General features: G+C 34.2%; 15 protein-coding genes. 2 read left to right on the top strand and 13 right to left on the bottom strand.

What is annotated here, in order from left to right; translation table 11 throughout:
• Positions 1–45 precede the first annotated feature (45 nt).
• From Q1B37_RS03865 to Q1B37_RS03805, 13 genes are all read right to left on the bottom strand, one after another.
• Complete coding sequence (locus Q1B37_RS03865; protein WP_299895661.1) at positions 46–2517, bottom strand: GNAT family N-acetyltransferase; 2472 nt, start codon at positions 2515–2517, stop codon at positions 46–48.
• Complete coding sequence (locus Q1B37_RS03860) at positions 2507–4951, bottom strand: GNAT family N-acetyltransferase (RefSeq protein WP_299895658.1); 2445 nt, start codon at positions 4949–4951, stop codon at positions 2507–2509. The genes Q1B37_RS03865 and Q1B37_RS03860 overlap by 11 nt, the downstream gene beginning before the upstream one ends.
• Positions 4952–4961: 10 nt before the next feature.
• Positions 4962–6146: an MFS transporter gene (locus Q1B37_RS03855; protein WP_299895655.1), complete on the bottom strand. Its 1185-nt coding sequence runs from the start codon at positions 6144–6146 to the stop codon at positions 4962–4964.
• Between the two features lie 11 nt (positions 6147–6157).
• Positions 6158–7495: a lysine N(6)-hydroxylase/L-ornithine N(5)-oxygenase family protein gene (locus Q1B37_RS03850; protein ID WP_299895652.1), complete on the bottom strand. Its 1338-nt coding sequence runs from the start codon at positions 7493–7495 to the stop codon at positions 6158–6160.
• Between the two features lies 1 nt (position 7496).
• Positions 7497–9017 carry an aspartate aminotransferase family protein gene (locus Q1B37_RS03845; RefSeq protein ID WP_299895649.1) on the bottom strand — a complete coding sequence of 507 codons (1521 nt, stop codon included), beginning with the start codon at positions 9015–9017 and terminating at the stop codon, positions 7497–7499.
• Between the two features lie 274 nt (positions 9018–9291).
• On the bottom strand, positions 9292–11118 hold the full coding sequence (locus tag Q1B37_RS03840) for a Xaa-Pro dipeptidyl-peptidase (RefSeq protein WP_299895646.1): 1827 nt from the start codon (positions 11116–11118) through the stop codon (positions 9292–9294).
• 228 nt (positions 11119–11346) lie between these two features.
• Entirely contained in the window at positions 11347–13335 is a 1989-nt protein-coding gene (locus Q1B37_RS03835; protein WP_299895643.1) for a beta-L-arabinofuranosidase domain-containing protein, read from the bottom strand.
• Between the two features lie 53 nt (positions 13336–13388).
• On the bottom strand, positions 13389–14873 hold the full coding sequence (locus Q1B37_RS03830) for a sulfatase-like hydrolase/transferase (RefSeq protein WP_299895640.1): 1485 nt from the start codon (positions 14871–14873) through the stop codon (positions 13389–13391).
• Positions 14874–14877: 4 nt separating this feature from the next.
• Positions 14878–15513 (bottom strand): bifunctional 4-hydroxy-2-oxoglutarate aldolase/2-dehydro-3-deoxy-phosphogluconate aldolase, encoded by a 636-nt coding sequence (locus Q1B37_RS03825; RefSeq protein ID WP_299895637.1) that lies wholly within the window; start codon positions 15511–15513, stop codon positions 14878–14880.
• Positions 15506–16456 carry a 2-dehydro-3-deoxygalactonokinase gene (locus Q1B37_RS03820; protein ID WP_299895634.1) on the bottom strand — a complete coding sequence of 317 codons (951 nt, stop codon included), beginning with the start codon at positions 16454–16456 and terminating at the stop codon, positions 15506–15508. The genes Q1B37_RS03825 and Q1B37_RS03820 overlap by 8 nt, the downstream gene beginning before the upstream one ends.
• A gap of 2 nt (positions 16457–16458) precedes the next feature.
• Positions 16459–17898, bottom strand: coding sequence for an aldehyde dehydrogenase family protein (locus tag Q1B37_RS03815; protein ID WP_299895631.1), 1440 nt, complete (start codon positions 17896–17898; stop codon positions 16459–16461).
• Positions 17882–19036, bottom strand: coding sequence for a mandelate racemase/muconate lactonizing enzyme family protein (locus Q1B37_RS03810; RefSeq protein ID WP_299895628.1), 1155 nt, complete (start codon positions 19034–19036; stop codon positions 17882–17884). The genes Q1B37_RS03815 and Q1B37_RS03810 overlap by 17 nt, the downstream gene beginning before the upstream one ends.
• 282 nt (positions 19037–19318) lie before the next feature.
• A complete protein-coding gene (locus tag Q1B37_RS03805; protein ID WP_299895625.1) occupies positions 19319–20191 on the bottom strand; it encodes an AraC family transcriptional regulator in 873 nt (290 codons plus the stop codon).
• 405 nt (positions 20192–20596) lie between these two features.
• On the opposite strand from Q1B37_RS03805, the gene Q1B37_RS03800 reads away from it, so the two are divergent.
• Together Q1B37_RS03800 and Q1B37_RS03795 are read left to right on the top strand one after the other, a co-directional pair.
• Entirely contained in the window at positions 20597–23638 is a 3042-nt protein-coding gene (locus Q1B37_RS03800; RefSeq protein ID WP_299895622.1) for a TonB-dependent receptor, read from the top strand.
• A 16-nt stretch (positions 23639–23654) separates the two neighbouring features.
• Positions 23655–25259: a RagB/SusD family nutrient uptake outer membrane protein gene (locus tag Q1B37_RS03795; RefSeq protein ID WP_299895619.1), complete on the top strand. Its 1605-nt coding sequence runs from the start codon at positions 23655–23657 to the stop codon at positions 25257–25259.
• Positions 25260–25410 lie beyond the last annotated feature (151 nt).

The raw sequence follows: 25410 nt of genomic DNA, 5'->3' as shown, positions 1-25410 counted from the left end.
AGTTTGTTTGGATTTCTGTTAAAATTTTAAATACATTAAAATGGGTTACACTATAGCAACTTCTTCTTTACCCCTTAAGTGATCTATGTTCTTAAACTGAGCTATGGGATTTTCTAAGGTTCCTTCTAAGATTAAACTTGCCATTGGATCTGCAAGATTTAGCATTTGTTGCGTGTTTTTAAGCTGTAATCTATTGAGACAACACCTATCAAATTCTGGTACAAAAAGATCATACCTATCAAACTTGGATTGTAATTCTGGATGTTCCTGCTGATAAGAATGAATACATAATGCAACTTCTTTCCAAAAATCTTCTTCTAGAAATGATAACTCTTTTTCCAAAATAGGAGCCAAAAACCTAAAAAAGCAATCAAAGACATCTGTAAAAATGCTTAAGATTTTCATCTTATCAGAAGTCTCGGTATACAATCGTTTTACCTTATTAGGCAATTCCAATTCTGGGTTAAAAACAATAACTTCTTCTGTGATATCTTTCATCAAAATTTTTACAGGAAGATGATTTTCTAATACCATAATAATGTTTTCGCCATGAGGCATAAAAACGAAACCATATTCATAAAAACAGTGTAATAAAGGCGACAGATAAGCACTTAAATATTTTCTGACCCAAAGGTTAACCTCACAAGAAGCAGCATTGATCAATGCAACAATTAAAGAGTTGCCTAGCGAATCCTTATGAAGTAACGCTGCCATAGTCATTAATTGTTGATTCTCGTGTATTTTGCTATGCGGACTTTCTCGCCATAAAGCAGATAACATTTTATTATGGGCATTTGTTTTGCCTAATAATTCATAATAGGTATTTTGAAAACCTACGGTAGCTACTTCACCTAGCATTGTGAAACCCTGTTTTTCTAAATATTGGTCTTTCTCCAACAAATCAGTTATCCAAGTGGTTATATGCGGTGTGCTTTGCATGTAAGAAGGCGAAAGTCCACGCATAAACCCCATATTTAAGATTGATAAGGCCGTTTTGGTATACATCTTTTCAGGATTACTTTTGTTATACAGTGTCCTGATAGATTGTTGTGCAGAAAAATAATCCTCTCCTTCACCTAAAAACACCAAATTTTGATTTGCTATATCTGCAGCAAATACTTGAAGTATCTTATTATTCCATTGCCATGGATGCACAGGAATAAAAATAAAAGAGCTTGTATCTAATCCTAAAGACTCTAATTTGGTATTAAATTTTGCTATTAATTGTGTTCCAAGTTCTTCTTTTATAAAAGTTTTATACTCGTATGAATCTACTGAGGTAAAAGTAGTTTTACTCTTATGCCCCGCTATCCAATAGATTTTAAAAGGTGTATCTGCTTCTGGAGAGTATTGCAGATAATCCTGATGATCAAAACCTATTCTACCATTATTAGCTACAAAACAAGGGTGGCCTTCTGTCATCGCATGTTCGATAACTTGAAAGGAATTATTGACCAATTCTTTAGCAGAAAAAGTACTATTCACTTCTTTATAAGCAGCACTCGAAAGTGTACTAGAAATTTCTTCTAAGTATACTGGTAACAGGTGTTTTGGTATTTCTAAGGTATATACAAAGTCTACTACAAATTTTAATGCATCAATAGGCACTGATTTATGATTTACTTTCTTAATGATAGATTGTGCATCCACATCCCAATGATCTAGTGCGTATATTTTGGCTTTAAATTCATAAACAATAGATGGATTATCAGCTTGCAGTTGATAAGTATTGAGTTGACTATGATTAGTTTGCTTAACTGGTTTTAAAAGTAATTCGTGGACAAATTCACTAATCGCTTTGGCCACTAAAGCGCTGTTTACTTTAGTCCAAGTAGTTGGATTAAGGTGAGTATCTGAGGTTTCTAGTTGGTTGGTATGTAAGTTGGTCATTAGATTATTATTTTCGTGCAGAGCTTTTTTCGCTATTTCATAATCTTCTGCTACGCAAAAAGCTAAGGCGGCAGTTTTTTCAGGCAATTCTATTTCTTTTTGATAAACAAACCCTGCTTTCTTATTAAGTCTATGAATCTTTTCATTTCTGACATCTGGTTCCACAACTACTCTTTCCACTTCGGGTAATTGAAAAAAATATTCAAGCACCGTACTAAAAACATTCCAAGTAAATCCTGTAATCCTTTCTTCTGAGGGTGCAACCAAAATGTGCATTCCATAATCTGTATTTTTAGCAGTATAGTATTCTGCAACTCGATCGGTAGATGCTTTGTATTTTTCCATTAAAAAGATAGGAACTCCATTATAAAAACCTACAAACACATCATAGTCCTTTCTGGAAACCAGTGTTTCATATTCCGACTGAACTTCAGCCAATGTACTATCCAGCATTCCCCAATACTTGGCATAGGGATTCGTCACCCATTGATGGATCGTATGAATGTCGCTATCAAAATCTAAATAACGTAGATGTATAGTTCCAAAATTTTCTATCGTCCTAGAGAACACGATATTTTGAATGGCTCCTATATTATTCATAATATGAAGTGAATTATCAGATGACATTAACTAAATCTTTTCTGTAGGCTGCAATTGGATTTTTCAATTTACCAGCAAACTGAAGCAAGGCAACAGGATCATCTAAATCAATCATCTGTTTATGATTGTTTAGTTGTAATCTATTCAAACAGGATAAGTGAAACTCTGGAGCGAACAAGTCATATTGCTGAAACTTAGCTTCTTTTTCTGGATACCGATCCTGATATTCCTGAATTACTTGAGCAACAACTTTCCAAAATTCTGTTTCCTCGAAATCAGCATGCGCTTCTAATATTTGTGACATGAACCTGAAAAAACCATCGAATATATCTGTAAAAACAGATAACAGTTTCACATCTTCAGGTACTGGAGCGTACATACGTTTCAAATGATCTGGCAGTATTACATCTGGGCTTAAAATGCAGGCTTCTTCTGTAATATCTTTTAAAAATGCCTTTACAGGAATATGATCTTCTAAAACCATGATAATATTCTCTCCATGCGGCATGAACACTAAATCGAAATGATAAAAACAATGTAGTAATGGACTTAAATACGCTTTCAAATACTTTTCTAGCCATCCTCCGATTGACAATCCAGACTTTTGAATAATCTTTGGCAGTAATGCTTCCCCTATGTGATCGACATGTAGGAAAGCTGCCATGGTCATGGCTTGTTGCTTTTCTGTAATATTTGCCGCTGGACTTTCTCGCCAAAGCGATGCTAGCATTTTATTGTAATCATTGTGTGGTCCAAATTCTTCGAAATAAGGGTTTACATAACTTACAGAAGCAATTTCACTTAGCATTCTAAAACCGGTTTCCTGAATATATGGATCTTCATATAACAACTCTTCTAACCAAACTGCCATTTTAGGAGCTGTACCCAAATAATATAAAGGAAGTCCTCTCATGAATCCCATGTTTAAAATGGAAAGTGCTGTTTTGGTATAGAACTTTTGGGGATTGGTATTATTAAATAAGGTTCTAATGGATTGCTGTGCTAGATATTGATCTGGACCGTATCCTAAACAAATTAAATTTCCTGTTGCAATCTCTGGTGAAAATATATTGGCTAACTTATTAAACCATTGCCAAGGGTGCATCGGAATGAAGAAATATTCATCAGGATCAAAACCTTTGTTTTGTATTGTTTCTTTAAATACTCGGATGGTATCCGCATCTAACTCTTGTTGTATGAGAGTTTCGTAGGGTAATGCGTGTATTCCTGCATACACCGCTCTACTTTTATGACCTGCTAACCAAAGTAATGAAAAAGAATTTCCAGCTTCAGGAGCGTACGACCTAAAATCACTACTATCAAAACCAATACGCCCATTATTAGCGACAAAACCAGGATGCCCCTCGGTCATGGACTGTTCGATAGTTTGAAAATCTGAGGTAGCAAGCTCTTCTGAAGTTGGATTTCCTTTTAAAAATTTAAATGCGCTTCCGTACAGCGTACTTATGATTTCTTCAAGATATATTGGCATTTGAGTATCTTTTATACCCAATTGTTTTCTAAATTCTTTAATAAACAGAATACCATCGATACTAACAGATTCGCTCTCATCATATTTTTTAATGGACTCTGAACGGATCCAAAGGTGATTTAATGCGAGTGGTTTTGCATTAAACTGGTATTGTATGGTAGGATTGTCTGTTTTCAATATATAACTATTCCAGCCATTTTTTAACTGTTCTAAAACAACAGGTTGTATCAGAAGTTCATGGCTAAATTCTGTAATGGCTTTCGTTACAAAAAGAGTATTCACTTTATTCCATACTTCTGGTTGTAAGTGAGCTATTGATTGTTGGGGTGAAACGGCATTGTCTAATGTATTCATAGCACTTCTCTTATTTATTTTTGAAATTGACTTCATTTTTTCAAATGATTCCCTTGTTAAAAATGCGAGTTGCGCAGTTTTGTTTGGGAGTTCAATAATTTTATCTAACTGAAAACCTATGCGCTGACATAGGGCAAACATCTTTTTATTTCGGATATCGGGTTCTACTAGTATTCTGTCAACGTTGAGATCTTTAAAAACAAACTCCATAATGGCAGTGAACAAATACCAAGTAAAATTTGGAATCTTAACATGTGGCGGAGCCACAATAATATGAATCCCGCAATCTCCATGTTTTGATGGATATAACGTATGTATGATATCTTCTTTAGGGTTATATCGTTCTAATACAAAAACTGGTTTCCCTTGAAATACACCTACAAAGACATCATAATGTTCTGGCTCCAACAATCGAGCATATTCTTGCCTTACTTGTTGTAGTGTATATCCTTGCATTCCCCAAAAGAATGCATAATCCATATTTACCCATTCTTGGAGAGTTTCTGAATCTTCAGATAACCGGAAAGGTCGTATTTCTATCGTTCCAAAATCTGAAAAGAATTTTGAAAAGATATTATGATATGAATGCTGAATATGGTTTTCTAATTTTTCCATTTAGAATATCTTATGATTTTAGGAGTAATTCAGAAGTCCGTTTTACACCTGTTTTAAAAATGAAATAGTACAATAATAAGGTAATCACAAAACCACCAAGCGCTACTATAAATGGAATTTGTAATCCGTTATATTCTACTAATAGACCTACAGAAAAAGAAGACAGTAATACTCCCAAATTTTGAAAAAAGTGAACTTTACTATAATCCATGGCATAAGAATCTGGTGTACTTAACTCGAAAAGCAATACATCGAATTTTACCACTCCTTGAAAAATAGCCCAGCCATAAATAATTCTACCGATAATTGTGGTAGTCGTATCAGGGATTCCTTGTAGCAACAGCCCTAGAATCCCTAATACTAGTATTGGAATTATCGCTCCAAACTGACTATCAGATTGTTCTCTTTTTGTATTGATCCATAAAGCGATTAGGGCTACGAATCCAGGGATTGCATACATCATTCCAGAAGTAAGTTTGGAATCATGTGAGGATATGCTTTCCCAATAGCTTACAAAAAAAGGTCTTATCAAAAAGTCACTGAAATATAGAATCATCGTAATGAATCCAATTTTTAGAATAAACCTATTTGGGTTCACCTTCTTTTTGGTTTCTGAAATAGTATTTTCTGGTTCAGAAATTTTAGCAGTATCGTATTTTTTACTTTTTAATAAAAAAGCACTCATTCCCATTTGGATAAAATCTCCAAGTGCCATGATTAAAAATATATAACTCGCGTCTATAAAATCTACTGTGGCACCACCGATAACTGCTCCTAATATACCTCCAAGATGCACCACTACTGATAATATCCCTATAGTAGTGGGATGCTCTTTTTTAGAAATAATTTTAAGGATATACGGATAGACTAATAAATAACTACCTTTAAACAGTACCATCACTAGCGAGATGATCCAGAAATTGATGTAAGAATCAGTGATATAACAACAGAGTGCTAAAATTCCGGCAATACATTGAGTATATACGAGAATACGAAGCTCTGCTATTTTTTTTGAAACATATGCCCAGAACGGAAATGCGATCATCACCATAAAACAAATCGCTGCAAAATAATATCCTACCTGCTCTGGATTTTTAACTCCAAACCGAACTTCAAAAAACTGCGGATAAAACGGATGTAATAAATAATCACTGACCACGGCTACTAATGTCATTATGATTAAGAAACTCTTCATCTTATTATAGTTTACGATAACAATGATCTTTCCATTATAATTTCTTCGTCTTCTGTAACCTCAAATTGTTGGAATGCAATTCTTTTTTCAATCGGGTAATAGTCTGTCCCTGTAAGTTCTTTGATAATATAAGAATTGCGATACGCAGCCATACCTAAATCTGGAGTAACAAAACCATGGGTGTGTAACTCCGCATTTTGCACAAAGATTTCGCGTCCTTCTTGATCAATAGCATAATTACGATGTACATCATATCTTCCCTGTTCATCCCATCGAATTCGATCCTTAATACCCTCTATAAATTGTGGTAATTGATACTGATATCCTGTCGCAAGTACTAATCCTTCTGTAGTATGTTTATAGTACTTATCCTGTTCGTGTTGATGTATTTCTACATAAAACTTACCTAATGTATCATCATAAACAGCACGTTTTAACTCAGAATTAGTACGTAGATTGATGTTAATATTACCTCCTACAACTCTCTTGGTATAGATCATATCAAAAATAGCTGCAATAAGATCCTGATTGATTCCTTTATATAAGTGCTTTTGATTTTTAATCAATTGATTACGCTTAGCACCTGATAGATTATAGAAATAATCTACATACTCTGGAGAAGTCATTTCTAAGGTTAATTTGGAATATTCCAACGGGAAAAATCTAGGCGATCTTGTAATCCAATTTAACTCATAACCTTTATCATCAATTTCCTGTAACAAATCATAAAAAATCTCAGCTGCACTCTGCCCACTGCCAAGAACTGTTATCTTTTTTTTGGACTGTAATTTTTCTTTATTTGGAAGGTATGCACTAGAATGAATCGCTTCATTTTTTAAAGTCTTACAACAATCTGGAACGTAAGGACTAGTGCCCGTACCTAATACGATTCTTTTGGTTTTGAAAACTTTTCTACCGTTTGTCTTTGTGCATTTAGAAAATACGGTATAACATTTTTCTTTTTCGCTATATGCAATTTCTAATACTTCTGTTGAAAACTGAACATTTGATAATTTACCTATCGCCCATTGACAATATTGATTGTATTCTTTTCGTAACATCAAAAAGTTTTCACGAATATAAAACGAGTAGATTCTACCCTGCTCTTTGATATAATTTAGAAAACTAAAAGGATTGGTTGGATCTGCTAAGGTTACCAAATCTGCCATAAAAGGAATCTGCAATGTAGTATCCTGAAGCATCATTCCTGGATGCCAATCAAATTGTTCTTTTTTATCAAGAAACAAACCATCCAATTCAGAAATAGGATCTGTTAAACATGCCAAACCTAAATTCATAGGACCTACTCCAACGGCTATAAAATCAAATATCTTTCCTTCGTTCTTCATGTTACTTTTCAATTAATGATGACTTTTCTGCTAGGTAACTCAGTCCTGTTTCCTTAATCATTTTAATGATATACAACAGATCATCAATGGTACTTTTCGGATTTAATAATGTAAACTTCAAATAGATTTTCTGGTCAAATTTTGTACTTGCTACAGAAGCCTGACCTGATTTAAATAAGGTGTTTTTTATATGTAAATTGATTGTATCATGAACATGATCTGACTCTATTTTAACATCCTTAAATCTAAATACCAATGTGCTTAGTTCTGGTTTATGGATAAGCTCAAAATATGGGTCATCCTTAATACTGTAATAGAGATCGAGTGCCAGATAATGTACTTTTTCTAGAAAAGCTCCAATGTTTTTCTCGCCTGTCATCTTTAGGGTAAACCAAAGTTTCAGCGCATCAAATCTTCTAGTTGTTTGAATAGACTTTTCTATCAGATTTGGACATTCCAAATCTCTATGCTCTAATGGATTTAGATAATCTGCGTAGTAAGAAACATATTTAAAATATTTCGTGTCATTTACTAAAAAGGTACTGGAACAAACTGGCTGAAACATGGTTTTATGAAAATCTATAGTTACAGAATTTGCATGTTCTATTCCCTTTAGAAGATGGCGATGCGTTTCGGTTAACACATAGCTACCGCCATAGGCTCCATCTACATGAAACCATATATCATATTCTTTGGCAATTTTGGCAATGATATCAATCGGGTCAAAACTTCCAAAATCAGTAGTTCCTACTGTTGCTACAACTGCTACAGGTATATTTCCTAATTGTTTTTCCTTTTCAATTGCCTGTACTAATGCTTCTGGTTTCATCTTCATTTTCTCATCAGTACTCACTGGAATTACTGCGTCATATCCCATTCCCATTAATGCAGCATTCTTTTTAATGCTAAAATGTGCTTTATCCGAACAAAAAAATCGAAACTTAGATACCTCATCAGACCAACCATTCTCTTTTAGATTCAGTCCGAAATGCCTAAAAGCATAATCATCTCTAGCAATCAATAATGCCATGAAGTTAGACTGTGTACCACCGCTAGTAAACACTCCGTCTGATGTAGAAGGTAAATTCATTTTATTACAAATCCATCGAATCATTTCCTGTTCTATATAAGTTGCGGAAATACTCTGATCCCAGGTTTCAATTGCAGTATTTACTGAAGAAGCTATCAAATCTCCTATTAAAGCAGGAAGCAAGACAGGACAATTTAAATGTGCTACATAACTAGGATGATGAAAAGCAATGGTATGATCTAAATACAATTCCTTGATTTCTTCTAATGCCTGAGTAATCGAAAGTGTTTCATTATTATCAGAAGACAACAAGTGTTTTTTTTCCTCAAAATCACATATTTCTCCCGGATAAAAATGATCTCTATCCAAGAAAGACATTACGTATTGTAAAGCCTTATGAATATAATTTTCGTAAGTATATTTCGATTGCGCATCGAAAAAATGATCAACTTTTTGATCAACGGTCAAGTTCGTTTGAGTATCGAATAACATTATTATTTTTATTTGATCTAAATAAGTTTTACAAATGTAGATGCAAACAAAAATATATTTATGACGTATCTAGGATAAAAAAAGACGTAGTTAGTATATGAGGGAGTTTTCCATTACCACCCTTCTATTTATCAACACATTAAATCGTTTACAGACGTAAAAGTTATTGCATGGTAGATATACTAAAACAACATTTCCCTTAGTATCAATCCATTTCTAATATTATCCAAACTAACATTAACTACTTGATGGATTCATTAAAATCAATCTATACTTATTTTACTGCCTTTTCAAATGCTTTAGCACCTCCAACAATAGGAATGGTAATAGATGTTTTATCGATATCAATGGTAAGTTCTGTTCCTGGTTCTGGCAATAAAGTAAACTGACTATCACTAGAAAAAATCATGAATCCAATTTGCTGTCCCTTTTTAATGATTTGATCATCTGGTTGTAGCTCAAAAGACAATTCATAAAATGCTCCTGGCTTAAGAGGTTCACTATCCGTTAAGGATTTATGATTTTGCGGATCTGCCCAACCACGGGTAATGATATTATTTGTAATTTTTCTAGTTTTCTTTTTCCATGGGAGGGATACCAACCAAACAGAAAGATTTGCCGCTTGTTTACTACTAGCCAATTTTATGCTCATCTTACAAGTTCCAGATATATGAATATCCTCTTTTAGTATGGGTGTTGTATACAATAAACGGTGATTAGATGATGGTATCATTGCTAACGAATCCCCAGAGAAATTATAGTTATCAATTAACTTTTCCAAGCCTTGTTTACTTGGTTTAGTCGCACTTAACATACCAGTTTCTTTACCTCCAGCATTTGGAAAAAAGGTTACATCCATAGCTTCAGGATTAGGATATTCCTTATAGGGTGTTGGTTTATCCTGTGGATCGTTTTCTCTAACAATCCAGGCGCGTGCATCTTTTTCGACTTCATTTTCTACTCCATGTAAATATCTAGTAAACCATTTATTCATCATCGTCATTGGTGGTGGACCGCCATGTCCATTCTGATGATAATAGATCTGAGAAGGAATTCCCATTTCCTTTGCTTTCTTATAGATTCTATAACTATGTTCTGGCATTACATTCCAATCATTAAAACCATGTGACATTAATAGTGCAGCTTTCATAGGTTTCATATGATTTAAGTAATCTCTGCCAGCCCAAAAATCATTATAATCACCTGTTATTCTATCCATCCCATTTTTCATCTCCGTATCTCGCACTGTCTTATTATTATAAGGACGTTTCGATTCATCTCCACTATGAATAAAATCATATAATACATCAATATCTTCTCCTAAATACCCACCTGGAGAACGTACTAATCCATTAGATCTATAGTAATGATAATAAGAAGTATTAGGTGCAACAGGAATAATAGCTTCTAAACCTTTTACTCCCGTAGTTGCCGCTGCTAAAGGAATTGTTCCATTATAAGAAGTTCCCGTCATCCCCACTTTTCCTGTAGACCAATATGCCTTTACCTTCTTTCCTCCTACTGGTTCTGAAAATCCGTCAATACGACCACACAACCAATCAATCACTGCTTTTGGAGCTAAGGATTCATTATCGCCTCCTACGGTAGGAGCTCCTTGTGATAATCCTGTTCCTGGAGAAGAAGAATGTACTACAATATATCCTCTTGGAACCCATTTATGAATATGTGAATTGGAAATGATTGGTCTTTGTCCTCTTCTTACAACCTCTACATGCGTTCTTGGTTTTGGTTGCGCTCCAAGTTCATGCTGTACATCCCAAAACAACCCTTCTGCATTAGCAGCTACTCCTGCAAAATAAGGACTAGACACATAAATAACAGGCAACTTTAATCCTTCTTCTTCCGTTTGATATGGACGTGTTACCGAGACATGCATTCTATCTAAGGCTCCATCACCGTCGGTATCAAATTCTGTAGGCACCCATAAATCATGACGAATCCACTTTCCAGGATTATTAAAAGCTTCTACAATTTGTGCTTCGCCGTCTTTAAATACAGGAACCGCTTTTTCTTGTGCAGTTATGAGTGTTACTAGGAATAGAAATACTATAAGAAAACGAGTATTATTTTTATGAGTCATTACAATTGAGATTTGTTACTACGATCATCTCTAGTCAGATGTAAAAGATTTCCATACAGAAATGGCAATCTAATTTTAGTATATAACAAATATAGAATACAAATATGATTTTTTCCTTTTCTAAAGAAAAAAGTAGAAAATTGTTCTATTTAAAAAAAACCTACAACTGCATTGTAGGCTTTTCAATTCTCATGAACCAAACCCCTATAATTCACTTAAATCTATATTCTAGCTCCAAACCACTGGCATAAACACAGTCATTTCCGCCTGTCCCCTATTGCTCCAAGCGAAATAAGGAACCAGTTGAGCTTTGTAAGTAGTCCAATCAGGTCGTTTTACCACATTATAAATATCATTTGATTTATCTGAGCGAATCAAAATTTCACCTTCTATAGTTGTCACTCCTCCCAAGAAATCTTCTCTATGATTTGCTTTAAAATCTTCACTTCCTTTTATATAAACATCTAAAATACTAGTATTCTCAGGTAGATCAGGAGATTCTATACAATAAACGATCGGACCTCTTTTTATCGCTATTTGATTACGAATTTCTTCTATACGCGGATGACCTTCTACAAAAGTGATTTCCATTGGCATATCTAAAACGATCACATCACCTGCTTTCCATGAGCGATTTACTACTGTATATTTTCCAGGAACAACATCTATGGTCACCGTTTCACCATTAACTTTTAAAGTACTTCCAGTTGCCCAAATCGGAATTCTAATTTTTATTTCAAAATCAGCTGTCTTACATTCTTCGACAGTAATTTTCACAATACCTTTCCATGGGTACTCTGTATCTTGTTTCAGTTTAATCTTGGATCCATCGATCATAACAGTATCCAAATGATTTCCTCCGAATAAATTTACCGATACTCCATTATCTGTAAGACTATAAGCCCATCCAGAAAGTTTGGCCAGTGTTCTTACTAAATTTGGGGGACAACAAAAACAATCTAAATATGGTTTTCTATAGGGTGTTTCTGTAATATTTTCATGCGCTTGATAATCTCTGGTATTATGAATCATACGAAGCGGATTTGCATAAAAATAATCTTTCCCTTCTATGCCTATCCCTGATAACGCACTATTATATAAAACTAACTCGATAATATCAGCATATTTCGATGCTCCATGAATTTGTAGCATTCGATAACTGAACATTGCGTTACAGAGATTGGCACAGGTTTCATTGTATGCAGTCATATTAGGCATCATATATTCATCGATAAAACCTTCTTCGATCATATCCAGATTGGTAGAAGCTCCATAATGCGCTTGACCAACAGCTCCAGTAACATACATTTTTTTACCGGTCACATTTTCCCATAATCGATCCAACGCATCAATTAAAGCTTTTTCTCCAGTTTCCGCATATACATCAGCAGCTCCAGCATAGTAGTACAAGGCAAGAACAGCATGCCCCACAGCTTCTGTAGCCTCTCTTAAGGGTGTTCTTTCTTGTACCATATCGCCAATTGGATATCCTTCTGTAGTAGAGTGATGTTCTACTTCATATTTTCCTCTATTATCAATAAAGCGTTTTGCCAGACTCAAGTATTTTTCCTCTTTGGTAATCCTATACAGTTCTACCAATCCCATTATCTGCGTTTGGTTAAACCCAAAACGCCCATAATGTTTTGTTTCTGGCATAAAAATGGTGCACAACAGATCCGCTTGTTTTATAGCTATATCTAATAAACTTCTTTGTTGAGTTGCTTTAAAATGAACACAAGCACTAATCAAAAGATGACCTATATTGTACATCTCATGATATTTTCTATTTTCGAATCGATCAACTCCATCAGTAGTTTGCACATACGTATGAATATATCCGTCTTCTTCCTGTGCATCGCCAATAATCTGAATATATTCATCCAATTTTTCTAATAACTTAGGGTCTTTAGTTTTTGCATAAACATATGCTTCTGCCTCTAAAAACTTATAGAAATCTCCATCATGCCAGAACATCCCTTGGTGTTTTCCTGTTTGTTTTCCTGCTGCTATTTTAAAGTTATTCAATGCATGACCAAGATCTCCACATAATACCTCTCCCATATACGGTAGCATTGTCTCATACAATTTATCAAACTTACTTCCCCAGAAACCGTCCGTCCATTCACAATCTGTTACTTCTAAGACTCTCATTTTGTTAAATGGGCTTCCCACAGATTTTAATTCATCTCTTTTCTCTATTTCCAAATCAATATTCATCATTGTAAGGTTTATACTTTATTAAGTTGGTTTAATCTACTTGTAATTAGGTGTTAATTCAGTTTAAAAGTTTCTTCAAACTTTGGCATTTTCATTTTATACCAATTTTCTTCAGTTTCCTCATCATGAAACCATTCGGGATCCGAATGTGTTTTTGCCCATTCATTTGATTTTTCAATCAATTCCTTTAGTATATCGGGATGTTGATTACTGATATCATTCTCTTCTCTAATATCTTTTTCGATATCATACAATTTCCAAGGAGCACGTTCAGGTTTATATGCTTTCCAATGATCTAAACGAACTCCTACCTCATTGCTTGTTTTTCTATGTCTAAGTGTAAGAATCGGTGCTCCTTTTCTAGGATTTTCCCCTACGATCAGATCACTCCATATATCTTTTCCGTCCACTATTTTGTGATCAGGCAATTCTATCTTGGCTAATCCTGCGAATGTAGGATAAAAGTCTAAAGCAGATACTGGATAATCAAAAGTCTTCCCTTTTGTTATTTTTTTTGGCCAATGAAAAAACATGGGAACACGAATTCCTCCTTCAGATGTATTTCCTTTTCTTCCTCTTAACGGAAAATTATTTCCACCTTGATCTGTCCTACCTCCATTATCACTTAGGAATACAATAAGCGTATTTTCTAATTGTTCGGTTTTTTCTAAAGTATTTATTAGCTGTCCTACTCCTCTATCCACGGCATGTACCATAGCAGCATAGGTCTTTCTTTTTTCATCTTTGATATGAGCATATACTTTCAAATCTTCTTCTTTAGCTTCTAAAGGAGTATGTGGAGCATTATAAGAAAGATACAGAAAGAAAGGGGATTCTTTCTCTGAAGCTTTGTTTACAAATTTTGATGCTTCACGAGATAATGCATCCGTGATGTACTCATTTTCATCAACTTCGGCTCCATTATATTCTAAAGGCGTAATATAATCCCAAATTTCTGTATTACCAGCATCCTTCTGTTCTTGATATGCTGCTTTAAATTGCTCTGGAAAATAATTATGTCCTCCTCCTAAAAAACCATAAAAGTCATCAAAACCCCTATTGTTAGGATGATATTTAGTTATAGTTCCAAGATGCCATTTACCAATAGCCCCTGTATAATATCCTGCTTGCTGAAGTACTTTACTAATAAAAGTTTCTTGCAATGAAATCCCTTTTCCTGCATTATTATGTGCTCTTGGTAAGTTATACTGAGAACCTATTTGATGTGGGTATCTTCCTGTCATCAATGCTGCTCTACTAGGACCGCAAAAAGGATGTGCTACATAAGCCGACGAAAAAATGATTCCATTGCTGGCCAAAGCATCTAATTCTGGTGTTTTAATATCTTCAGAACCATTGAATCCTACATCAGAATATCCAAGATCATCACATAAAATTAATACAATATTAGGTCGATCACTCTTGGATGATTCTATAATATTTTGATTCTTAACCTCAACCTGCACACTTCTTTTACATGAAGTATTCCATGTTACGATCCCTAAACAAATTAAAATCCTATACATATTAGAATTCATACTATTATTCTTTTATCATCTCTTTAATTTCCTTAAAATGTTGTGCTAAAAACTCTAAATCATTATTGGCAATGGCTTTTTTATCAAAAAGAGAGCTTCCCATTCCTACTCCTTGACATCCTACTGAAAAGAAATCAGCTATATTATTCTTTGAAACACCTCCAGTAGGTACTAATTTGATGTTATTCAAAGGTCCTTTTACGTCTTTTATAAACTGTATCCCAAGTTGAGTGGCAGGAAATATTTTTACCATATCAGCTCCTAAATCCCAAGCTTTATAAATTTCTGTTGGCGTAAAGGCTCCAGGGAACACAGGGATTTTTTCAGTTACACATGTTGTAATCACTTCTTCATTTGTAATAGGAGTAACAATAAACTGTGCTCCTACTTGTAAAGCTTCTTCTAATTCTTTCATGGTACAAACTGTACCTGCTCCAATATTCAATTCCGGAAAACTATCGAGCAACTCCTTAATTGTGCTGGTTGCGTTAGGTGAGTTCATGGTGATTTCTACTGTAGAAAATCCGCTTTCTTTATATACAGGCATAATATTCATTACAGTATCTAAAGAGTAACCACGAAGAATCCCAACGATAGGTGTACTTTCAAATCTTTCCCAAGAAAATTTTTGATCAAGCATAAGACTGTGCTATTTTTTTTTGCCCTATTAATAGTGCATTATCTATAATTTCTGGTCTAAAACAAGTAAATCTCTCAGGTGGCAAATTGGAAACCAACGCAAGCAAATAAAGCTCTCGAAGCATTCCTGAGGCACCCAAAAAGATTTTTTGATCATTTTTCTTTAGGTAAGAAAGCTCGCTACCTATAATCAATCCGGAGAGAAAATAAAAATTCATTTCCTTTGAAGTACTCTTCAATATATCACTACCTCTAATAGAAAAAAGTGTTTTCATAAATTCATCGTTTATTCCTTTTTGTACTCCTTCTAGAAAAATCCCAGAGAACTTTGGATCCCACACTGTATTTTTTACTGATAGTGATAATAAACCTGCTGTACTTAAAATTTCAAAAAGCTCTCCGCTCATGAAAGTGGAAAAATTGATAATATCATCTCCAGAAAATCTAATATGTTTCGAATGCGTTCCTGGCATGATAATAACCCCTTCGGACGCATCTGATATATGATCTATAATTCCAATTGCCTGAGTTTCTTCTCCTCTCATGACATCCGATTCTGTTCGAATTCCAGATATTAATAATGTTTGGATCTTTTCATCCAATGAAAACAAAGAACAATTGATATTTGCTCCATTAAATGGTTGCGGAACCGATGCATACGGCAACTCTTTCATTCCTATGGACGAAGTTATCATTCCAGAAGCTATGATCAATATATCATCTTTAGGTAGCTCAGTAAATATATCCAACTGTTCTAATAGATAATTTCTAAAAAAATCTTCTTGTGATACTTCCTTCTGGTTCAGAGATTGTTGATGCAATTTGCTTACTCCTACATTTGTTTTGTGCTCTTGGATTATTGTTAAATCTTTTGAATCCACCAATCTTATTCTAAAATTAGAGGTACCCCAATCACAACTCACAAATTGTTTTGGTAAATTCATTTTTACAATTGTTTGGTGACTCTCTTTCTAATCAAATAATCATCAAGTGCAAATACAGAACAATCAACCCCGATTCCACTATTTTTTATTCCTCCGTGAGGAAGGTAGATATCATATTTAAAACCGTTCAAATGCACTTCTCCAAATTCCAGTTCTTCCGTGAATTGGCGAAGCACATCATCATTTGATGAGTATACATAGGAAGCAAGACCTACATCCACACTATTCGCCAATGCAATACTTTCATTGATTGAAGAAAAAGAAGTAATAAATGCTACTGGTCCAAAAATCTCTTGTTGTAATATTTTTGCTTCATTATTTTCAAAAGCTATAACAGTAGGTTCATAATAGTAACCATCTCTTTCTACTCTATCGCCTCCATATAATAATTCACCACCTCGGTCTTGTGCAACTTTTACTATATCACCCACCTTTTTTAGGGATTGCTTATTCGCTAAAGGTCCCATTAAAACTGAAGCCTCTTCATCTTTACCATAACCAATTCCTATTTTTTTAACTTGCTGAACAAATTTTTCTACAAATTTTTCAAAAACGGAATCTTCAATATAAAATCTATTGGGTGCTACACATACCTGCCCACTATTTCCAAATTTTAAAGCTACTCCATCGGACACAGCTTTATCAATATCAGCATCTGCAAATACCACAAAAGGAGCATTCCCTCCACACTCCATACTGAAACGCTTTATCGATGTTTTACTACTCTGTTCCATTAATTTCTGAGCTGTTTCCGTAGAACCAATCATCGTAATTAATTTCGGGGTAGTACTCTCGCACAATGGAATCCCAACATCCTCTACATCGCCACATATGACATTGATGACCCCTTTTGGGAAATCAATTTCTTCACAAATCTCTCCAATCATGTACGCTGAGAGTGGTGAAAACTCAGAAGGTTTTAAAATAATACTGCATCCAGCGGCTAATGCTGGACCAAGTTTAAACCCTAAATTCAATAATGGAAAATTATACGCTAAAAAAGCAACCACTACTCCTACAGGTTGATGAATTACTTTATGCGCATGAGTACCTTCTTTATCAGCAATTGGAATATCAATTTTATTCTTGATCTCTTCTGAATAGAATGCCAGAGAGTTAGTAATACTAGTAATATCTTCCTCAGAACCTTTCCAACTTTTACCCATTTCATACATCATCATCTCTCTAAGAATCTCTGATTTTTCTAAGATCTTATCACGTAATTTCAAAATCCATTCTTCGCGCTCGTCAACTGACAATTTAGACCAATACAGAAATCCTTTTTGAGCTGCCTCTATGGTTTTTAGTGTATCTTCTTTTGTGGCCCAACTTAAGGTAGCTACAGTAGTTTCATCTAAAGGAGAAACTACATCAAAACGTTTATTCCTTTCAGCATCAATCAGTTCTCCGTTGATATATAATTTTTTATGTCCAAAGTCCATGTGTCTTTTCTATTGTATATTTTTCAATTACTTCTTCATTAATTGTAAAGCCTAAACCAACAATATTCTCATCTTGTTTTATGATTCCATCATCGAAAATTATAGAATTATTCGTTAACTCTTCTCTTAATAAATTTTCTGTTCGATCATGTTCTATGTAAAATCTTGGTTCTCGTAAACGACCAGGGATAATATCTAAGTTCATAATAAAATGCAATGCTGCTGCAAAAGCAATTCCACTTCCCCATGTATGTGGAACAATTTCAATTCCATAAACCGATGCTAATGTGGCAATTCTCTTCGCTTCTGTAAGTCCTCCCGCTGCACAAATATCTGGCTGTAAGACATCAACTGCTTTAGCATCTAAAAGCGTTTGAAATCCATAACGTAAATACTCACATTCTCCGGCTGCTATCGGTATAGAAGTTCTTTTTCTTAATTCCCCAAACTGCCCATAATATTCTGGAGAAAGTGGTTCCTCAAACCAACTTATATCATACTGTTCTACTGCGAGCGCCAACTGTATTGCTTCCTTTAGATTATAAGCATGATTAGCATCTATCATTAAAGCTATATCTGGACCTATGGCTTCTCTGATTGCCTTTACATGTTCTATATCTTTTTCAATAGTAAAACCAACTTTCATTTTAATCGCTTTATACCCAAGATCTGCGTATTGCTTTGCTTCTATTGAAAGAGACTCCGTTAGATTATTGTTATTTGTAAAATACAAGCCTGTTGCGTATGGCGTAATAAAATCTCTCTTCTTACCACCTAACAACGTATATACCGGTAGTTCTAAAATTTTACCTTTAAGATCCCACAAAGCAACATCAATAGCACTAATTGCAGCAACGAAAATTCCTTTTCTGGCGTAATCTAAAGTTCTTCGATACATTAGATCCCATAAGGTTTCCGTTTCTAAAGGATTTTTTCCTATTAAATAAGGGGCTAGATAATCGATACCTGCTTTCAGAACATTTGCCGGTCCATACCCTTCTCCCCAACCCACATGACCAGAATCAGAAGTAATTTTTACTATACATATACGCCTTTCCGAATACTCCCATTGTGAAAAAGAAAAGCTTTCTTTTAGAGTATCAAGGAGAACAAAACTTTCTATTGATTTAATCTTCACTATACTAATTGTTGTAGATTGTTTAATTTGAATTTAGTGCTTAAAAATTAGGATACCCAAAATCCCATTGTGATATTTTGAGTATTGTTTTAAATTTTAACAAATTAAATGGATATCAAACAATCCGAACAGGTTGATCTTATCCTTTACATACATTATTTTACCCTGTTGAACATTTCAACTTTTAGTAAAATTCAATTTCAAAAACCTATTCCACACCAAACAACTATAACCTACTGATTATAAGCGATCAAACTAAATATCAATACTGTTTCAAGAATATTAAAAAGTATGATACTGCTTTTGATATTCTGACGGAGTTACTCCCATGATACTTTTAAACTGCCTATTAAAATTTGTAATTGTATTAAATCCTGATTGGTAACAAATGGTAGTAATTTGGAGTTTTCCTTCTATTAATAATTTACAGGCATTGATAATTCTTATTTCATTTAGATATTGGGAAAACGACTTATGTGTTTGTTTTTTAAAATATCTACAAAATGAATTAGGAGCCATATGCGCGATAGAAGCTATTTCCTGTAATTCTATTTTTTTATGATAGTTTGTCGTCAGGTAAGAAATGATTTTAGCAATTTTTTGTTTTTCTTCTCTTCGAAAAAAGGCTGCCTGTGTTTCTCCACATAAAAACTGATGATTTTCTTTTCCTGATAAAATATTTAATATTTCCAAAATCTTAGTAATGCGAAATACACCATCACTCGCCACCAAATCCAAAAAAAGATTTTGAACTTTACTGTTCTCCTCAACAGAAAATTTGAGTCCTCTATTGGAATGATACAAAAGAGATTTAATCTTTTTCATTTCAGTTAACTCCATAAAATCACTACCCAAAAAGTCAGCTTCGAATTTCACAACAATTACATCCACGCTTTCTGTTACCGAATCTTCAGAATAATACTCACTATTATTCCTGAATAGATGAGGAAGATTACTGCCTATTAAGTATAAATCTCCAGGATTAAAATGATGTATCGAATTGCCAACATATCTTGTTCCGGAGCTCTTTAAAAAATAAATAAGTTCTAACTCTTTATGAAAGTGCCAATCTGGCTCTAAACAAGGAATCGTATCTCTTCTGATTAGAAAAGATTTATCCGGCATAAGATCATTTTCTTTATAAGTAAGTTTCATGACTAAAATAAATTATGAATACGCTGATTGTTTGGGGGTTACACGTAAAGAGAAAGAAATATGACTTTTTTAAATAATAAGTAAGCTACAAAGTTACGAACTGATTAAAACTAAAAGTTTAATTATATCAATATTTTTTTGTTAAAAATCATACAAATAACTCACAAATCACTATCTAAAATTGCAAAAATAAGAACAAGGTTAAAATAATGCATAAGTGGGTTAAAAAATGCTAATCAAGTTTTCTTCTAATGATTTAATCTTGTCTTGTGTTTAGAAAAAGTAAAATTATAGTAAAATAAAGATCATATCAGGCCAAATATATCTTTATCCGTATTCTTTACTTTTTTAGGGAAAATAATATAAAAACACAATAACTCATTTTGATAAAGTAATACATATATTATGAACATTACATCTAACGCATCAGCTAAAAATGCTTTTGCTAGTTTATTTTTTATACTTTTTTTGGGGATGTTAACTACGTATTCTCAAGAATTAATTGAGGGGTCGATAGTAGATGAAGGAGATATTCCTGTGCCAGGAGTGAATATTTTGATTGAAGGTACAGATAAAGGAGTGGTATCTGATTTTGATGGTAAATTTAGTATTTCGGCATCTATTAGTGATGTCTTAATTATTTCTTATTTAGGATATGAAACTCAGAGAATTCTTGTTGGAGAACAAAAAATCATCTCGATAAAACTAAAATCAGATTCTGAAGTATTAGATGATGTAGTTGTGGTAGGTTATGGTTCTGCCAGAAGAAAGGATTTATCAGGATCATTTTCTACTTTAAAATCAGAATCTTTTGAAAATCAACCACTTTCTCGTCCAGAAGAAGCACTACAAGGTAGAGTTTCTGGAGTATCGATTCAAAAATCTAGTGGGATTCCAGGCTCTCAAATAAAAGTTAGGGTACGAGGAGTAAATTCCGTGACTGGAAACAATGCTCCCCTAGTAGTAATTGACGGTGTTTTTGGAGGAAATTTACAAAGTATTAATCCTGCAGATATTGCCTCCATTAATGTTTTAAAAGATGCTTCTGCGTTAGCAATTTATGGTTCTCGTGGATCTAACGGAGTAATTTTAGTAACAACCAAAAAAGGGAAAGGTAAAACTAAAATAAGCCTAGAAACATTTACGATATTATCCGAAGTTTCGAGATCCATAGACAGACTGAATTCTGAACAATTTGCACGTTTCAAAAATGAGCAGCGTGTACTTAACGGAAATGATCCTATTTTTACAGATGCGGAAGTAGCTAATTTTGCTGCGAATCCAATTGACTACGAAGATGCAATTCTGAGAGAAGCTTTTGGAACAAATACACAACTATCTGTTAGCGGTGGATCTGATAAATTCAACTATTTTTTATCAGGTAATTATGTAGATCAAGATGGAGTTGTGATCACTAATGACTATGAAAGATATTCATTAAGATCTAATATTAAAACTAATATTTCTGATAGAGTATCCCTAGGAGTAAATCTTTTTGGTAGCAGGGAAACAGACATAAACAATCCGAATTCTTTTGACCGAGTTACTGGTAGTTTATTAACCAGAGCAATCACTTATGATCCTACGACTCCTATTTTTAGCGGTAATGATGGTATAAATGGAGGGTACAATATAGAATCTCTAAATTCTTTTGCGAACAACAGACCAAATCCGATTGCTGCCCTCAATAGAAGTAATCGAGAATTTATTTCTGACCGACTAAACGCTAATATTGATTTCAAATACAAAATCTCTGATCATTTCACCTACAATATGGTAGTGGGATTAGCAACTATTACCAATACCTTACAATCTTTTATCGTTGATGGAGATAATTCTACAACGGATGCCGTTGGACACACTACAGTAAACTTCAATAACACAAGAATCACTAATCACCAAGTTAGCAACATCCTTAATTACAAAAATGATTTTGGAAATCATGCTATAGATGCTACTGCTGTATATGAATTCCAAGGTTCTCGTTCTGAAAGCAACTCTTACAGCACAGTTGATGTATCGATACCTGGTTTCTTTGTGGGTGGAGATGAGGGGAATCCAGATGATCAACGATTTAGTAACGGAGGGGGACAAACAGCTATCCAATCTTTTTTAGGTAGAGCAACTTATAGTTATAATGATGATCTATACCTAACTGCTTCTCTAAGAGTAGATCAATCCTCTAGATTTCTTAGAGATAATAGAACTGGATATTTTCCATCTGTATCTTTAGCCTATGGTTTTAACAAATTGATAGAGGATAGTAAGTTTAATAATCTAAAACTTAGAGTAAGTTGGGGTGAAGTAGGAAGTCAGTTTATTTCTCCACTTGCCAATCAGGCAGGTGTTGTGAATGTATTTCCTGCAGTAACCTTCGATGGTGTTACTGCAGTAATAGGAAATAGATTTTCAAGAGCTGCAAATCCAAATATTACTTGGGAAACTACCGAACAATGGAATGCAGGTCTTGATGTAGGTTTATCCAACAGATTTTCATTGTCCTTTGATTACTTTATAAAAAATACTAGAGATCTTCTATTGGTAAGTCAACTTCCTAATTCGAATATTAATTTTTCTAGCAATGTTGGTGAAGTAAGAAACGAAGGTTTTGATATCACCTTATCAGGAGATATTATCGTTCAAAAAGATTTTATCTGGAACTCTAGCCTAGCACTTTCTCATGTAGAAAACGAAGTTATTGCTCTAAATGATGGGCAAGAGCAGATTGTAGGAAACATTCAATCTATAGATGGTACTACTAACCCTATTAACGTGATCAGAGAAGGATTACCTTTAGGACAGTTCTACGGATTTGTATTTTTAGGCACCTGGAAAAGCACAGATGATATCCCGACCAGACCTAACGGTACTCCTCTATTCCGTCCTGGTGATGCCAGATATGTTTTAGACGAAAATAACAGACCAGTTTTACAACCACTAGGAAGTGGTATTCCTAAAACAACTTGGGGTCTTAATAATACATTTACTTATAAAAACTGGGATGTAAATGTCTTTATTCAAGGAGCACATGGTTTTAAAGTATTCAATCTGGTAGAGGGAGCTATTAATGGTCAGCGAGGAGCTTTTAGAGATAACTTATCTTTTAATGCTCTTAATGCGTGGACACCTGATAATGAAACGGATATCCCAAGATTAGGAAGTAATCCATTACTAAATTCCAGTCAGTTTGTAGAAGATGGGGATTATATTAGATTAAGCAATCTCACGATAGGATATACAATACCAGATTTATTTGGAGTAAGAACTAAATTTTATGTTGGCGGTCAAAACCTGGCAATCATAACAGATTATAGTGGGTACGATCCAGAAGTTACATCAAGACCAGGTAATCCATCTTCAGCAAATACCGATGTTGGATCTGGTATTAATATTGGAGCAATACCAACTCCCAGATCATATACACTAGGAGTAAAATTTGATTTTTAATTTTAAAAAATGAAAAATGAAAGAAGATAAAAGAACAAATCACTATACAAGATTCTTTATAGCAACGCTACTAATGATATCTATAGGAATGACAAATTCTTGTGCAGATTTAGATCCCGATCTTACCGAGTTTAATGTTCCGCCAGAATCTTTTGCAAACTTAAGTGAATTAGAAACCAGTGTTTTTGGCCTATATGGTTTAGTAAGAACAGCAGCAGTTTTTACAACCTTTTACTCGCCAAGTTGGGCTGGTGATGATATTACGACACATTCTGGATTAAACAAAGGAGACTTTAGAGAGTTTGACCAACGTAACGTAAGTGCTACCAACGCTAGATTGTTAAATAACTGGAGAGGAATGTATAATATTATTAATAATACTAATATTATCTTATCCAGAGTAGACGCTTTACAAGGTTTTGACACTGTAGATCAAGATGAACTTTCACGATTATTAGGTGAAGTTTATTTTCTAAGGGGAATGGCATATTATCACCTTGCCAGAACGCATGAAAAGCTTCCGCTAGCTTTATCAAGACTTCCAGAAGCAAATGTAAGCGCCTCTTCGCGCTTAGAGGTTTTTATGCAAATTGAAGAAGATTTACTAGAAGCTGAATCTAGATTACCGATGATTAATGCAGCACTTGCATCTGCAGGTATCAGCGGAGCAACAAGAGTAAACAAAGGCTCTGCAAGAGCATTATTAGCAAGATTCTATTTGGATTGGGCTGGTTTTCCATTAAATGACTCATCAAAATATGTGCTAGCTGCAGAAATGGCCAAAAAAGTTATTGACGACAGCAGTGCGCATGGATTTGGTTTAGTAGAAAACTTTCAGGACCTGTGGAAATTAGAAAATAGATTTAATACAGAATCCTTATTTACCATTGCCTATAATAGCAGTGCAAGAATTAGAAACTTAAAATTTAATCGAGTTGGTTATCCAGGAGAAGCGCCTTTTAGAGGATGGGATGAAACTTATGGAGAAATCAAATTTTTTGAAGATTTTCCTGAGGGAGCTAGAAAAGATGCTACCTATAGAATGGATATCGATTGGAAGAATCTTACGCTTCAGAAAAGCCCTATTCTGGCAAAAATAACAGGTCCTGCAGGAGATTTACCAATGACAGGAGCTTGGCACTTTACAGAACGAAACGACTTTTATATGCGATACGCAGAGATCCTTTTAACCTATGCAGAAGCCTCAGGAAGATCAGGAAATATAACAACAGATTCCTGGGAAGCTCTGAATATGGTGAGAAGACGCGCAGCTGGATTACCATTTAACACACCAGTCACAAGTCCTGTTCCACAATTGGATCTAGAAGGAAATGAAATACCAGGATTAACCTATGTTGATATTACTACAGGAGATCTAGCAGAATTAGCCTTTACCGAAAGAAAATGGGAATTCACTGGAGAATATCTAAGATGGAATGATTTGGTAAGGATGCAACGTGTGGAACAGGCTTTATCCAACAGAACTCCATCTACTTCTATGACCAATGATGGAACACTGCTTCAAGAGGTGAATATAATAAGCGGAAGCTTAAGTACAGATAATTACTTTTCTCCTTTACCACAGGTAATTGTAGACGAAAACCCGAATCTTTTAAATTAAAAGTTTTATTGTTTTGTTAGTAATCTAGAGTTGTAATAATGGCAGAGACATTATCGTTGTTACGTTTTATGTTTCTGTCATTATTTTTAACAATAGAAAATTAATTAAACTTGTTTAGATTTTTGTTCCTTAAAAGAACTATTTCCCATAA

It is taken from the genome of uncultured Aquimarina sp., from assembly GCF_947492965.1.
GTDB lineage: Bacteria > Bacteroidota > Bacteroidia > Flavobacteriales > Flavobacteriaceae > Aquimarina.
This window is presented reverse-complemented; position numbering and strand designations above follow the sequence as displayed.